General features: G+C 27.4%; 16 protein-coding genes. 6 read left to right on the forward strand and 10 right to left on the reverse strand.

What is annotated here, in order from left to right; all coding sequences use genetic code 11:
- Positions 1-428, reverse strand: a 428-nt coding sequence (locus tag CHL78_RS16800; RefSeq protein ID WP_274541864.1) for a prephenate dehydratase domain-containing protein, incomplete at its 3' end; no start/stop codon positions are given.
- A gap of 452 nt (positions 429-880) precedes the next feature.
- Here CHL78_RS16800 and CHL78_RS20855 point away from each other — a divergent pair.
- Entirely contained in the window at positions 881-1,045 is a 165-nt protein-coding gene (locus CHL78_RS20855) for a hypothetical protein (RefSeq protein ID WP_158540722.1), read from the forward strand.
- Between the two features lie 520 nt (positions 1,046-1,565).
- Here the strand turns inward: CHL78_RS20855 and CHL78_RS16810 are convergent.
- Both CHL78_RS16810 and CHL78_RS16815 read right to left on the reverse strand, forming a co-directional pair.
- The gene (locus CHL78_RS16810; RefSeq protein ID WP_094367345.1) at positions 1,566-1,877 is read right to left on the reverse strand and encodes a helix-turn-helix domain-containing protein; all 312 of its coding nucleotides are present in this window, start codon (positions 1,875-1,877) and stop codon (positions 1,566-1,568) included.
- A gap of 179 nt (positions 1,878-2,056) precedes the next feature.
- Positions 2,057-3,202, reverse strand: coding sequence for an aminotransferase class V-fold PLP-dependent enzyme (locus CHL78_RS16815; RefSeq protein WP_094367346.1), 1,146 nt, complete (start codon positions 3,200-3,202; stop codon positions 2,057-2,059).
- A 267-nt stretch (positions 3,203-3,469) separates the two neighbouring features.
- Between CHL78_RS16815 and CHL78_RS16820 the strand changes: the two genes are divergently transcribed.
- Positions 3,470-4,573: a DEAD/DEAH box helicase gene (locus CHL78_RS16820; RefSeq protein WP_094367347.1), complete on the forward strand. Its 1,104-nt coding sequence runs from the start codon at positions 3,470-3,472 to the stop codon at positions 4,571-4,573.
- A gap of 63 nt (positions 4,574-4,636) precedes the next feature.
- Here the strand turns inward: CHL78_RS16820 and CHL78_RS16825 are convergent, their stop codons facing one another.
- The 4 genes from CHL78_RS16825 to CHL78_RS16840 form a co-directional block, all read right to left on the reverse strand.
- Positions 4,637-5,917: an HdeD family acid-resistance protein gene (locus tag CHL78_RS16825; RefSeq protein WP_094367348.1), complete on the reverse strand. Its 1,281-nt coding sequence runs from the start codon at positions 5,915-5,917 to the stop codon at positions 4,637-4,639.
- Between the two features lie 76 nt (positions 5,918-5,993).
- Positions 5,994-6,278: a hypothetical protein gene (locus tag CHL78_RS16830; RefSeq protein ID WP_094367349.1), complete on the reverse strand. Its 285-nt coding sequence runs from the start codon at positions 6,276-6,278 to the stop codon at positions 5,994-5,996.
- 70 nt (positions 6,279-6,348) lie between these two features.
- Positions 6,349-6,651: a PTS sugar transporter subunit IIBC gene (locus tag CHL78_RS16835; protein WP_094367350.1), complete on the reverse strand. Its 303-nt coding sequence runs from the start codon at positions 6,649-6,651 to the stop codon at positions 6,349-6,351.
- Positions 6,652-6,728: 77 nt separating this feature from the next.
- Positions 6,729-7,172, reverse strand: a complete 444-nt coding sequence (locus CHL78_RS16840; RefSeq protein WP_094367351.1) for a YaiI/YqxD family protein — start codon at positions 7,170-7,172, stop codon at positions 6,729-6,731.
- 220 nt (positions 7,173-7,392) lie between these two features.
- Between CHL78_RS16840 and ytaF the strand changes: the two genes are divergently transcribed.
- Positions 7,393-8,016: a sporulation membrane protein YtaF gene (gene ytaF / locus CHL78_RS16845; RefSeq protein ID WP_094367352.1), complete on the forward strand. Its 624-nt coding sequence runs from the start codon at positions 7,393-7,395 to the stop codon at positions 8,014-8,016.
- A 117-nt stretch (positions 8,017-8,133) separates the two neighbouring features.
- Here ytaF and CHL78_RS16850 read toward each other — a convergent pair whose 3' ends face one another.
- On the reverse strand, positions 8,134-10,059 hold the full coding sequence (locus CHL78_RS16850; RefSeq protein ID WP_094367353.1) for an FUSC family protein: 1,926 nt from the start codon (positions 10,057-10,059) through the stop codon (positions 8,134-8,136).
- A gap of 174 nt (positions 10,060-10,233) precedes the next feature.
- On the opposite strand from CHL78_RS16850, the gene ymfI reads away from it, so the two are divergent.
- The 3 genes from ymfI to CHL78_RS16865 all read left to right on the forward strand — a co-directional run bounded on the left by ymfI (position 10,234) and on the right by CHL78_RS16865 (position 13,085).
- Complete coding sequence (gene ymfI, locus CHL78_RS16855; protein WP_094367354.1) at positions 10,234-10,974, forward strand: elongation factor P 5-aminopentanone reductase; 741 nt, start codon at positions 10,234-10,236, stop codon at positions 10,972-10,974.
- 284 nt (positions 10,975-11,258) lie between these two features.
- The gene (locus CHL78_RS16860; protein ID WP_094367355.1) at positions 11,259-12,149 is read left to right on the forward strand and encodes a cation diffusion facilitator family transporter; all 891 of its coding nucleotides are present in this window, start codon (positions 11,259-11,261) and stop codon (positions 12,147-12,149) included.
- A gap of 213 nt (positions 12,150-12,362) precedes the next feature.
- Complete coding sequence (locus tag CHL78_RS16865) at positions 12,363-13,085, forward strand: hypothetical protein (protein ID WP_094367356.1); 723 nt, start codon at positions 12,363-12,365, stop codon at positions 13,083-13,085.
- 156 nt (positions 13,086-13,241) lie between these two features.
- Here CHL78_RS16865 and CHL78_RS16870 read toward each other — a convergent pair whose 3' ends face one another.
- Positions 13,242-14,156, reverse strand: coding sequence for a bifunctional enoyl-CoA hydratase/phosphate acetyltransferase (locus tag CHL78_RS16870; protein WP_094367357.1), 915 nt, complete (start codon positions 14,154-14,156; stop codon positions 13,242-13,244).
- Between the two features lie 139 nt (positions 14,157-14,295).
- Positions 14,296-15,508, reverse strand: a 1,213-nt coding sequence (locus CHL78_RS16875) for a glycosyltransferase family 4 protein (protein ID WP_243446470.1), incomplete at its 5' end; no start/stop codon positions are given.

The raw sequence follows: 15,508 nt of genomic DNA on the forward strand, positions 1-15,508 counted from the left end.
GATATATACTTAGCAGATATAGCCGTATTTAAATAAGGTATTAGCCTTATTTCATTGTACTTCTTTAGAAATTGGCTACTTTGCTCAAATCCTTGAGGGTGGGAGTATATTTCCTTGATTTCATCTATACAAGCTCCTTTTATACCTATTAAGTGCTGTTCTATCTTTATACACTCTTCTCCCACAATATAAAAATCATATTGATTTAACAAATCATACACTTGCCTTATTGAGCCTGTAGATGAATTTTCTATTGGTAATACTGCATATTCTATCTCATTCTCATTTAGGGCTATGAATAGATCTTCAAAATTGTTATATTTTTTATTTTCTTTTATTCTCGTGAAATATTCATACATGGCCTCTTCGCTAAAAGAACCTATATCACCTTGATATCCTACCTTCAAGTATTGATTATTACTTCCCATTATCTCACTCCTTTTTTGTACAACTTCCTTATAATTAAAAAGAGAGCTCTGATGAGCTCTCTACATATACAATAAAAAAATAATTGTACTAAATTACTAGAGGTTTATTAATATACTCATTAGAAAAGAATTTATATTTATTATGGCAATAAAAATAGCTAGCGCTAAAGTAAAAGCCCCAGAATATACAGTAAAAGCTATATAGTTTCGCTATGTCTTTTCTAACTACTTTCATGTTTTTCCCTCCTAAAAATTTATATTGATTTAATTGTAGTCCAAAAACTATAATAGTCAATACTATAATTTTTTTTATATAAACAATTTTTATTATTTTCAGATTATTCCGTTCCAATCTCCAGGAAATCATTTGCACATTTTTATTTTTTGATTTATAATATATAAAAGGATAATGTAAAATAATTCCTAATAACGTATAAGGAGGATTTCTATATATGAAGAAAAAATTTAAAGTTTCTGGATATATTGCAGTATATATGTTATTCGTATTTTTATACACATTGACTACAGGAAATCTTAGCACTACAAATCTACAATCAAGTTTATATGCATCTATTTTCCCTTCATTAGTAGGAGGAACTATCACAAATTTATTATAATAATTTAATCTATTACATATATATATAAAGGCCTTATTTTAAGGCTTTTTTTATTTGTTAAATTTTAACTTTAGCTCTACCTATTGATAAGTACTATAAAAAAACTAAATGTAATTTTTAGCTGAATTAATTATATAAATTTACAAAATATAAATAGAGGAGAATTTATAATATGCATTTAATTATATTTAAGAATGTTTATTTGAAAGGAGTAATGATGAGACCTAAATTAATAGAAAAACTTATATTATTTATCTTGACAGTAGGCACATTATTTAGCATTAGTTATTTTAATTTATATATGTCTAATTATTATAGTGAAAAAGATCCTGCTAGTACATATAGTATCTCTCCAAAGGTTTTATTTGGGTTAGTATTACTTCTTTGTGCTATACAGTTAATATATGTTTTTAAATATTACAATAAAAAGAAATAAAGAGGTTGTCTCAAAGTTTAGTACTTTATAGGATAATAATATTAATATCCTATAAAATAGTACCTTTGAGACAGCCCCTTTTACTTAATCATATAAACCATTTAGCACTCTGCTAACAGTAGCCTTGCTCCAATTTGTTTTATTAGATATTTCTCTATAACTAAGTCCATCATTTCTTAGTTTCTTTATGCTACTAATATCTTTATCTGTAATTTGTTTTTCTTTAGGTTTAAGAGTATTCTTACTATTTATCAATTTTTCTATTTCTAACTTTAGTTTTTCAATCTCTGTCTGCTTTTTTTGAAGCTTATTTTCATAGCTAGACCTCATCTCATTAAATTCTTTTATGTAATTTATTTTCCATGCCTCATCTGTTTTTAAATTAAATATACCCATACTATACCTCCTCTATTTATCTACAAATAAATAAATATCAACACTAACTTCTTTATTTCATTAGTAAATTCCTTGTAAATTTGTAATAAATAAATAAGTAAAATTCAGATATATTTCAACATCATTAGCCCCTACACAGCAATATGTAAGGGCGTTTTATAAATTCTAAGAAAATCTTATTATTTTTGAGCAATTATTTTCAAGGCATCTATGAATGTTTGTATTTCATCAGTAGAATTAAAATACCCTATTCCTATTCTAACTGCTCCTATTTCTTTAGTTCCAATTAAATCATGTGCATTTGGTGCACAATGAAGTCCTGATCTTACCATAATATTAAATTTACTATCAAGCTCGAATGATATATATTCTGCTCTTTTATCTTTAATATTAAAAGATACTACTCCAATAATTTTATCACTATCCTTAGGTCCATAAACCTCTATGTTTGGTATCGTAGTAAGTTCTTTTAATGCATATTTTACTAATTCATTTTCTTTACTATGTATATTTTCGACACCTTCTTGCTTAATATACTTCAACGCTGCTCTAAGTCCAACTATTCCACTAACATTTAATGTTCCAGTTTCTAATTTATTTGGATAATAGTCAGGTTGGTATTCATAGGCAGAATCTCCACCTGTTCCACCTGATTTCAGAGGATTTATATTGCCATTATAATTTAACACCAATCCACCAGTACCCATAGGCCCAAGTAAACTTTTATGTCCTGTAAAGGCTAGTATGTCGATATTATACTTTTTTATATCTATAGGATAAGCACCAAATGTTTGGGCTGCATCCACTAAAAATGGTATATTATGCTCCTTTGCTATCTCTCCTATTTCTCTAATTGGCTGAATCGTACCTAGTACATTTGATGCATGTGTAAATATTATTAGTTTAGTATTTGCTCTAATACTTTTTCTAATATCACTAACATCTGTATATCCTTCCTTACTTGCAGGTATTTGAGTTATAGATATGTTTTTGTCTCTTTCCAGCGTCTTTAAGCATCTCCATACTGCATTATGTTCCAAGCTACTAGTTATGACATGATCTCCTTCTTCTAAAATTCCATACATAGCTAAATTCAAAGATTCAGTTATATTTGATGTAAATATTACTCGCTTCGGATCATCAAAGTTGCATAAATCTGCTATTAGCTTCCTTGCTTCATATACTAGTCGGTCTGATTCCATAGCCTTTTTATAAGATCCCCTACCAGATGTAGTACCATTATTTATCATAAATTCATATACAGCTTCAGCTACATCATTTGGTTTTGGATAAGATGTAGCCGCATTATCTAGATATATGCCCATTTTTATTTCCCCCTGTAAAATATAATTCTTATATTTAAATATTAGGATTATATTGCAATATATACAACTAGTTTTTTAATTTTAATCTAAGTATATCTTTTATAATTTAAAATAATAATGATAATATTATTAGTATTAAACTATACATTATGATATTATTAATTGATTAAATAAAAGTTTAATATTACTTACAATCATTTTGCCTAAGTTAACTTTAATATTGTAAGTTACTTTTATAAATCAATTAGAAATGAGAGGTAAATTATTATGACATTTGATAATCTTGGAATTAGTAAAGATATAGTAAAAACATTAAATAAGCTAGGAATAAATAATCCTACTCCTATACAAGAAGAAAGCATTGGTTTTATTAAAGATGGTAAGGATGTTATAGCAGAAGCTCAAACAGGTACTGGAAAAACTCTAGCATTCTTACTACCTATATTCGAAAATATACAACCTGAATTGAATGAAATACAAGCATTGATTGTATCTCCTACAAGAGAGTTAGCAATACAAATAACAGAAGAAGCCATGAAACTCAAAGAAGCTAAAGATATAAATATATTAGCTGCTTATGGTGGAAAAGATATTGGTTCTCAAATTAATAAACTAAAAGGTAGCATACAATTAATTATTGCTACACCTGGTAGACTTTTAGATCATTTAGATAGACAAACTATAGATCTTAGTAAACTAAAAACTTTTGTCTTAGATGAAGCAGATCAAATGCTATTTATGGGATTTAAAAATGAAGTGGAGGCAATCCTAAAAGCAACTCCGAAAAAGCGCCAGACGCTTTGTTTTTCGGCAACTATGGATTCTCAAGTAAAGAAATTAGCCTATAGGTATATGAATGATCCAGTTGTTGTCTCTATAAAGAAAAAGGAAGTAACTTTGGAAGGCATTAAACAAGAAGTTGTTGAGACTACTGATAGACATAAGCAAGATGCATTATGTAGTGTTTTAGATGAGGATAATCCATTTATGGCAATAATATTCTGTAGAACTAAAGCTAGAGTTGATAAACTTGAAGAGGATCTTCATAGACGTGGTTACAATTGTCAAAAGATTCATAGCGATATACAACAATCTAAACGTGAAAGAATAATGAAATCATTTAGAAATGCTGATATTCAGTACCTAATTGCTACTGATGTAGCTTCTAGAGGCTTAGATATTAGTGGTGTTTCTCATATCTATAACTACGATATTCCTGAAAGTTCAGAAGACTATATCCACCGTATCGGAAGAACTGGTAGAGCTGGTGAAGAAGGTTATACTTGCTTGTTTATTGATCCTAAAAACCAAAAGATGTTGGATGAAATAGAGGAAAAAATCAAATATCAAATACCAAGAAGATTAGTATAATTTAACATAAAAAAGATGCATCAGAACAATAATATTTTGATGCATCTTTTTTATACTAATTTATCATTTTATTATTTTTGTATACAAATTCCTTTTTACAACTCTAGTATTCTTTCTCATAAATAAATTATTTAAATAATTATAATAAGTTCCAGGAGTAATTATCCCATTAATTGCAATAATATCTAACCCTGCTGATCCAACTATCGTTTCAGCCAATCTTACACAATTTGCAGTTAATGTAAAATAAGTTTTAAAGTAACCTGACTTAAACTTATAAAACTTTGCATTAGTTACCCTATACAGCATATTGCTATATTCTGTATATTCAACGTCAGGATTTTCTTGCGCTTTACACTTCCATACTACACAATCGTCTTTTATACTACTTATTTTACACCTGATTGCTTCACGCTGTACTTTACTTAATTTAAGCTCAAATCCAACTAGTGATCGCTGCTTGTCTCTAGTTGAAAATTCAATGTATTTATCTCTATCTACTTCTATTAATACACCATCACTTACCAACTTAAAAAGTCTATTTGAACTTTCATCATATGTCCCATATGTATATATCTTATCCTCAAAGCATATGTCTACATGACCAAACCCATTTGCACATTCCTTAGATAAATGTATAAATATTTCTAGATGTGCATCTGTATCAACCTTTATATCTTCATATAATAACTCTGTTGGTTTAGTTGCTATAACTTCATTTATGTCTTCCAACAGCTTTTGTGGTATAAATGCTGCATATACAATCGGGATAGTTATTCTCATCCTTCTTTTTAAATTATCTTTAACTAAATCAGCGTAAAATATTTCCCTTATAAAATCTCCAAATATAGTACATGAGTACAATATCAGATAAGCCCCTGCTACTATAGGAACTATGTGCATATATTCTTTGGTGTGAAATATCAATGCACTACTAAATATAAGAGATATTCCACTTACTATAAATCCTCTTATCCATCCTCTGGTTTTATTTTTATATAATATTATTGCTGCAGTAATTCTAGCCATAAAATTTATAAATGCATATATACCTATAATTTTTACTATCGATAATGCAATAAACATAGTTCTATGCTTAATAAATATAGCTAATAATATATCTCCAATTCCTGATAAAAATGTAGTTATAAATCTTTTTTCTCTTTTAAAAATATATGCTAATATCTGCAAGAATCCCATAATAGCTAAAGTTATTGACACTATATATATTGTTGGTTCTGCAAAAATATTGATATCATATATTATCAAAACACCTGTAACTAATAGTAATATTGATATCATTAATATTATAATAGGAGAAACTGCGTTTTTATTTATATTCATATAATTCTCCCTATTTCAGAAATTTTCACTAAAAAACACATTAGCTAAAAAGTATAATGTGTTTTAATAGTTTATATTATATATGTTTTATCATAAATTTCATTATTTCAATTACTTCGTACTCTATTAGACTGAATATCTTATACACAACATGACCCTTTGCGTCATTATCAAATCCATCTTCTTCAATCCAAATTCTTTCTATTACATCCTCATCTTCATCATACTCAATACCTAAGCAAGGTGTATCAAAGTCCTTTATATCAACTCTAAACTTGTACTTACTACTTTTTATTCCCTCTTCAACTTCTTCGATATATTCAATCTTTAACTTTCTATTTTCAAATGATGTTTGTATCATGGCATTATCCTCCTATATTTATCTAATATACATTTTGTCCATAATACAAAATATTTATAAATATTTAAAATTAATTTAAGTCCATCATTATTTCTTTCATTACTGATTCAGCATCATTTATTAAAAACTTCGGTTCTACTTCATAGTACTCACAGTCAATAAATCTTTCTATATTTTCAATATTTTCTACTTTGTCATCTATCGCAAATAGAACTATTGATGCTTTTTGTATATCAGATATACTTACTTCATCTTTAATTCCATCTTGACATTGTATTTCTGATTTTAATTCATATCCTAAGTTATTACAAGCCTTCTCTAAAGCTTTTCTACAATTATCATCTTCACAAACTGCCACTATTTTCTTATTCATACCTTTACCTCACTATCTTTATATCTATCTCTATCCTATTATAAACTATTTGTATTAATTCTCCCATAAAACTTTTATTAATTATTTAATATGCTTTCACAAAGTTTTATAAAACTACTCTCAAACTTAATATCATCTTCTTTTTGTCTTTTTCTTGGTCCCTTCATCCTACCTCCAGACCTTCTAATCTCCTTAGATATATGTCTAGATAATAGCATCTGATCTATATTATTATCATTATAAATTAGTCCATTTTGATTTATAACATTCCCACCCTTAGATAATACCATAGCAGCTAATCCATAATCCTGAGTTATTACAACATCTTCTTTATTTACTTTATTTACAATTGCAAAGTCTACAGAATCAGCTCCTTTTGATAAAATTATAGTTTCTACACCCTGTTTATTAAATATGTGAGATGTGTCACACATGATTATTACTTCCAAATTAAATTTTTTAGCTACTTTTATTGCAATATCAACCACAGGGCATCCATCTGCATCTATTAATATTTTCATATTATCTCCTTTAGAATTTAGAATAATTTTCACCTAAATATCCGTTATATAGTTTTATTATTTGATAATAACATATTATCTATCTTTATATATGTAAAAGTATTTATATTCTATATTATGTTGTATAATTTCTATTTTGATTTTTTATAACAATAATAAGTAGCTAAATTTCATTTTTTTAATATATTAATATTAGTTAGGACAATTGGGGGGTGTCTCTTTGTTAGAATCATTACTTCTTGTTTTTTCATTATGTATAGATACCTTTGTAGCTAGCATCGCTTATGGAACAAATAAAATTAAAATTCCTTTTTCTTCTGCCATGATAATAAATGGTGTATGTTCTTTATTCTTAGCTATATCTTTATTTTTTGGATCCATATTTAAAGATTTTTTACAACCAGGCGTAGCGACTACATTAAGTTTCTGTCTTTTATTTATTTTAGGGGTATATCGATTGTTTGAATGCTTTTTTAAAACCTATATCCAAAAATTTTCAGATATAGGAGTGCCACTGACATTTAAGATATTTGACTTTAAGTTCGTACTTGAAATATATGCCAATGAAACCAAAGCCGATTATGATAAATCCAAAATTCTTACTGGTAAAGAAGCCTTCTATTTAGCTGTTGCACTTTCTTTAGATAGTCTAGCAGTTGGTTTTGGTAGTAGCTTAGGTAGCGTTCGATATTTAGAGGTTATACTTCTGTCTTTAATAGTAGGTATGCTAGCTTTAGTAATTGGTTGTTTTCTGGGCAGTAAATTTATCGAAAAGGTTAACATAAACCTATCTTGGCTATCTGGCGTAATGTTAATATTATTAGCTATCTTGAGAGCAATTTAAAAATAGATGTATCAAGGTACAAAATACTTTGATACATCTATTTTACTATATCAATCATTTGCATCTATTGAATATAGTAGCTTTCTATTTTTTATACTCTATAATACTTTTATGCCTTTAGTTTTTATCTAGTATTGCTCTTGATTGCTCTGTAGCTATTTTTAAATTATCACAAATTTCGTATATATCAATAAATACTAGTCTATCATTACTGTATTTTAAACGCTTAAATTCATTATCAATTTCTAGTTCGCTTATTTCTCCATTTATAAACATATTGATTTTATTGAAAGTGTATTGAATATCTATACTAACTAAGTTTTTTTTCCTAATATTATTAAACAAAAAATATACATTATTTAGCATAATTCGCTGATTATCTAAGAAAGACTCTATTTTCTTTGACTGTATTGTATTATTATTTATATTTACTTTTTCGTTCTCCATCTTATTTAAAACTATTAGGCTTCTTACCTTATACTCATTAAGATTATTAACACTATATCTATATATCTCTTCTAATAGCTCTTTATTCCTAGCTACTGATTTACATATAGTTTGATTAGTTACATCTTTCATTCTGTATGGAAGTATTATTCTATTTACAATAGATGCTATGATTACACCTAGTAATACAAAACCTAACCGTCTTGCTATTAACTCATCTATATTACTTCCAATAGATGCTGCTCCAAGTGCAGATATTGTTGTAAATATCATTTTAGTTCTATATGTTTGAGGATAATTACTTAAGTATCCCACAGCTAATATTACTATACCTCTTAGAGAATCTTCCTTAACTATAGAAAACACTATTTCAAATATTATAAGACCAATTATAGTTCCAATTAATCTGTCTACTGACTTAATTCTAGAAGACTCTAGATAAGGCAGTATCACAGAATAAAGCGTGAATATTAACCATTTGCCACTTGATATATTAAAATAACTTACTATAAATACGCCTAAGCTAATAGTAAATGCCGCTCTAAATGCATAAGAAAATTTTAGTGAGTCTTTGTTAAAATTATTCATTAATATAGATTTTCTCATAATTTGTTCTGGTATACTAAATTTCTCATCATAATACGTTAGATCATTCTCTTCTAAACCTATAAATATATCTCTTAAAATACTAACATTTTCTTTGATCTCATAATATAAAAAATATTCATAGTATATATTTTCATCACTATCTATAAATTCATCTAATGATATCCTTAACTCTTTTGAGTCTATTTCTTTGTTTATAAACCTAGATATATAATCTAGCTTTTCCTTTAGATTAATTAATATATTATTATAATCATAATTATTAGAACATATCGGATCATTATTTATCTTTTTTAATGTTGTATTTATGCTCTCTAAAAATAATATTATACTTAGTTTAATTTTACCTTCATCTGATATATCACATGATTTTTCTCTATATTGATAAATATACTCTGAGATTACTTTTATATTATTATGTATTTCTTTATTATTTTCTTCTATCTTAGAATACTCTTCTTTATTTAATATAAGATCAATTTCATACTTTATATCCTTTATACTATTTATTATTTTAACCTTAGTTTCTTTTGTGTATCTATTTTTGTTTGTTAACATTTGTACAACCATTATCATTATCCCAGAAAATATTAATCCTGATATCCTTAAGCCTAATCTTTCTATAGAGACTGGACTATATAACATAAATAAATATCCTAACACAAAAGCTACATGTATTGGTTGCTTTGTATCATATGTTAGTGAGTATAATAAATAAAAGATTATACAAAATGTAATAATCAATCCTGATATAGGATTTAATGAGGCTATAAATGATGCTACGCCTAATATAATTTCAAGTAATACAAACTTAATAGTATTTTTGATTGGGTTTAATGTATAGTCCTCAGACAATAAAACTAACGCTGCAGTTATACCTGTAACACCTACTAGAATATTTTCATTTCCAAATAAAGCCTTAAATACACTTATACTTGCCACTATGGCTATAAATAGAATGGTTTTTGATATTATATTTTTTACCAACATATCACCTCTCTTAATTGTTATATCCTATTTTGTGCACGTTTATAGTAATTTATTATCAAAGTGCTCTGTATCATCAATATATTATTATTATAGTTCAATATAAACTCAGTGCTTCATTTAATTTTCTATATAGTATATAATCATTTTATTAATTAATTTTAAGGAGACAAACTCATGAACAATAAAACTGTTTTAGTTACAGGTGCATCTAGAGGCATTGGAAAATCTATAGCCACACTATTTGCACAGAACGGATATAATACTATAATAAATTATAATAAGTCTGAAAAAGAAGCTAAGGACCTATACAATGAATTAAGTGAAAAGGGATACTCTGTAAGATTATTTAAAGCTGATGTATCTAAAAGGTATGAAGTCAATTCTATGATAAATTTTTGTATAGGCGAATTCCAAAGTATAGATGTATTAATAAACAATGCTGGTATTAGTAAGGATAAGTTATTTACTGATATAACAGATGACGATTGGAATGAAATGATGGATACTAATATAAATGGAGTTTTTTATTGTACTCAAAAATCCCTTCAATATATGATTTCTCAAAAGAGTGGTAAAATAATAAATATATCTTCTATATGGGGATTAGTTGGAGGTTCTTGCGAAGTTCATTACTCTACTTCTAAGGCGGCTGTAATTGGACTTACAAAGTCTCTTGCAAAAGAAGTTGGTCCATCTAATATACAAGTCAACTGTATTGCCCCTGGTGTAATCCAAACTGATATGATTAACGGTGTTAGTGATGATATTTTAGACATACTTAAAGAGGAAACACCTCTAATGAGACTCGGTACACCTGATGATATAGCTCATTGCGCCTTTTATCTAGCTTCTTCAGGCGCTGATTTTATCACTGGTCAAGTTATTAGTCCAAACGGTGGTATGGTAATTTATTAATATTGATCAAAATAATAAATCTCTGTTACTAAATATAATTTTTGTAATAGAGATTTTTGTATTAAGCTTTAATATATTCTATTTGTACGATTCTTAATTGTGTTTACTACTCTCTTTCATTTATAAATATATTAACCTATAGTCACAAATCTAATTGCTTATTAATATAATCTTAATAATGATAATCTAAAATTTTTATAAATCTAATCATATATAATAAGTAAATTTTAATATATAGTGAATATCCAATTTTTATAAATAGCCTAATTCTAGGGGGAATCTAAATGACATTTGATAATTATAAAAAAGTTAAGCAAGTTTTATGGATTATTTTATTTGCTAATTTTGCTGTAGCTCTTCTAAAAATTCTAATAGGTCTTTCTATTAACAGCTCTAGTATGACAGCAGATGGTTTCCACGCCATATCTGATGGTTCATCAAATATCGTAGGATTAATAGGTATAGCTTTTGCTTCAAAACCAATAGATAAAGAGCACCCGTATGGTCATAATAAGTTTGAAATACTTACTGGCCTGTTTATTGGAGGTATGCTATCTTTTATAAGCATCAATATAATAATCAATTCATTCGTTAAATTTTCAAATCCTCTTGTTCCATCAATAACTACAGAAAGTCTAATTGCATTAATTATTACAATATTTATTAATATATTTGTTTCTTCCTATGAGTATAAAATAGGTAAAAAACTTAATAGCTATATACTTATATCTGATTCCTTGCATACTAGAAGTGATATTGCCGTATCAATCGGTGTCTTAGCTACTCTAATAGGTATAAAATTAGGTCTGCCTGCTATAATAGATCCAATTGCTTCTTTGGTAGTAGCTGCATTTGTAATTCACGCCGCTTATGAAATACTGTCATCAACTATATGCGTTTTAGTAGATACGGCTACTGTTGATGAAGATAAAATTAAATCACTAATTTTTGATTTTAATTTGGTGAAAGATGTCCACAATATAAGAAGTAGAGGGTGTGACAACGCAATCTATATAGACATGCATGTAATGGTTGAACCTAATGTAAGTGTAGAGGAATCCCATGCATTAGCTCATAATATAGAACTAAAAATTCAAAATTATATTAGTAATAGTGCTCAGGTTATAATCCATATAGAGCCTTTCTATGATATGAGTGATGATACTTCTATGTAAGATAAAATGATAAACTTGGTTGATCTTATTTCCAATTTTAACTCTAAAAGTACTAATTTTATAATCTTATAAAATGTTTATGGATATATTTAATCTAAGTTAAATAATTATTTGACTATTAAATTTAATATTTGTCCATAAAATTTTTTTTTTATAACTATAATTATTATAGAAGATAAATTTATATTAATATACTTTATGGGGTGAGCTAATATGATATTTGATTGTTTTTACTATCCAAAACTAGATAATGCATTAATCACTAAGAGCAATAAAAATTTAAAGGAATTCAACTTTGGTGATGAGGTTCCTACTAAGACTTTGTATTATAATTATGGAAAAAGCTTTGCTATTTATCAAGGTGGTGAATTTTATGTTGTAGAGGATTCTATCCTAAAAAAAATAATTAACTCTGATGAACTTATGTATCCATTAAAATTAGTATTTAATGGTGGAACACAGCTTACAGTTTTTACACCTAACGACTTACCATCGGTTAGGTTAACCTTAAAAGGTGAATTCGAAGCTGAAAAAGAGCTAGGAAATCTATTCTTCTTATCAATGATGTTAAATAGAAAAATAAAAAATATACAGTATAAGGTGATGTCTGATTTAACCAATAGCGCACGAGATTGTAATTTTATAAATCAAGAAATCGATACACAAACTAAAGATTTATTTGAGGATTTAAAAATTGTTGAAGGTAGGTTTTATAGCTTAACTCTGCAAAATCCTAATATAAAAGACGCTTATTTGGATTATATGAATTTTGGTGCAAAAGAAGATATACTTGAATTAGGAATTAATAAATACTTCGAAGAAGGTACTCAAGAACATTCTGAACACATGCTTAAATCATTAGTTTGGAAGTCTAAGCCTATTTATCCTAAGTTTAAATTAGATCATTTTATAAACTCTTGTAATTATAGAATATAATTATGTAGATATTAGATACTATTTTACTACTTAAAAATAACAAGCGTATAGATTTAAGATTATGTCTCAGGTCTATACGCTTATTATATTTATATTTCATTCTTATATTAAGTACTCTAGTATAAATATAGTTTCTTTTTATTATGTAAGTAATTTCTATCGATTGTTTTTATTTGCAACAACACTTCCTAATGCTATTGAATTCAACTTTGCCTCATGAGTATCCGATCTTGATACCATTACTACAGGTGCTTTTGCCCCCATAATCAATCCTCCTTGCTGTGCATTTGCAAATAAAGTCATAGCCTTCCCTATACCATTGCCTACTTCTATTGCAGGTACTAATATAATATCAGCATCACCAGAAACCTCGCTTTCAAAGTTTTTGATTTCTGCTGCTTCCTTTGAAATTGCAAGATCTAGCGCAATTGGACCTTCTACAATTACATCTTCGCCAAACTCACCTTCTATAGACAATTGCTTAATACTAGCAGCATCTACTGTAGACTTCATTTTAGAACTAACCTTTTCTTTAGCTGCTAAACATGCAACTTTAATAGTTTTATATCCTAGTTTTCTTACTACTTCTATAGAGTTTTTTAAAATATCTACTTTTTCATATAATGTTGGCTCTATGTTCATTCCACCATCAGTTAACACTAAAAATTTATTATAATTCTCTACCTTGTAAACCATGACATGACTAAGTAGGTTTCCACTTCTAAGGCCGCACTCTTTATTTAGAACTGCCTTCAGTAATGTCGAAGTGTCTAATATTCCCTTCATTACAAAGTCAGCTTCTCCTATGCTTACTAGTTTCACTGCTTCATAAGCTGCTTTCTCCAATGTATCTGTATCAATAATTCTAAAATTAGATATATCCAGTTTGTATTCATCTGCTATCTTATTAATTTGTACTCTATTACCTGTTAATATGGGATCTACTATACCTAAATTATAAGCGTTGCAAACAGATGTTAAAACTTCATGCTCTTGAGCAGCAGCAACTGCCAGCTTCATCTTATTTTGGTTTTGAGCTACTTCTATTAGATTTTGAAAATTATTTATCATATTATCCTCCTCTATTTACATAGTCTATACAATACTAAGATTCTTCCTTCTATAAATATATCCTTCTATTCTAGTTAAATAGATTTATATATACAAAAAATGACCTTACTAATTAACTTAGTAAGGTCAACTTAATCTGTTAAACCATCTTATCTAAAATATTATTTACCCTATTTGCCAAACCATTCCATGTTTTATCACTCATATTCAACTTAGATTTACATTCATCATTATCTAATATATTTCTTATTCTATTATCTAGTTCTCTGTATAACATCTCTTCAAAATATGGTAATTCACTTTTTAATGGAACTCCTGTAGTTTTCATTTTTGGAAGTCTAATATAACTAATCTTCCCTGAATTATTTATACTTTCTCCCATCCATTCTTTTACACCATTAATATCACTTACTATAACATCAGTTCCACAAGCAAGTGCCTCTAAAACAACTACTGGCAATCCCTCATAAAATGATGGTAGTACAAATATATTAGACTTATTAAATAGATTTGCCAATTCCTTATGACTTAGTCTACCTAAAAAATCTACTTCATACCTACAATCTTCGGATACATTAAAAATTTCTTTATATTGACTCTCATCACTACCTGTACCTGCTATATTTAACTTTATACTATCTTTAGTATACTCTAGCTTGTCTATAGATTTTATTAAGGATTTTAAACCTTTGCTTTTACAAATTTTCCCTGCGAAAGTTATATTTATATTTCTATCATTGGTTTTATAATTTTCATTATAAAACATCTTATCATTATATCCGCTACCAATTACTACAACCTTATTATGATTTATATCAAATAAATTTATAATATCTTCTTTTTGTTCATTATGTAATGCTAGTATCAAATCTAGTTCTTTTATATTAGATAAAATATACTCTTTTTCAAAATTTATACTTTTTAGTTGCCTCAAACAAGTTCCATGACATAATCCAATAACCCTTATATCTTTTACAATCTCCCTAACATAAGAAGTAATTAAATATAAATGGTTGCATATAATTATATGTGGCTTAAATACATTAATCGCTTCATCTATCTTCTTTTTAAATTCACTCTTCATGATTTCCACCATATAAGTATCAAGATCCCTATATCTTGTGCTCTCATATGGCATAGCATCACTCATGCCAACTACTGGAAATGGTAATTCCTCATTATTATATATTACAGGAAAAAAAGATATCTCTTCAGGAAAACAATCCCTATCATCATTTATATCTATACCTGCTATTACAGCTTGCTCATGCCCTATCTTTTGTAACCCTTCTATCATTCCACACATATACACACCGCTACCTGTGCTATTTGGTTTCTGCCCTATTATATGA

It is taken from the genome of Romboutsia weinsteinii (genome assembly GCF_002250835.2).
GTDB classification, from domain to species: domain Bacteria; phylum Bacillota; class Clostridia; order Peptostreptococcales; family Peptostreptococcaceae; genus Romboutsia_A; species Romboutsia_A weinsteinii.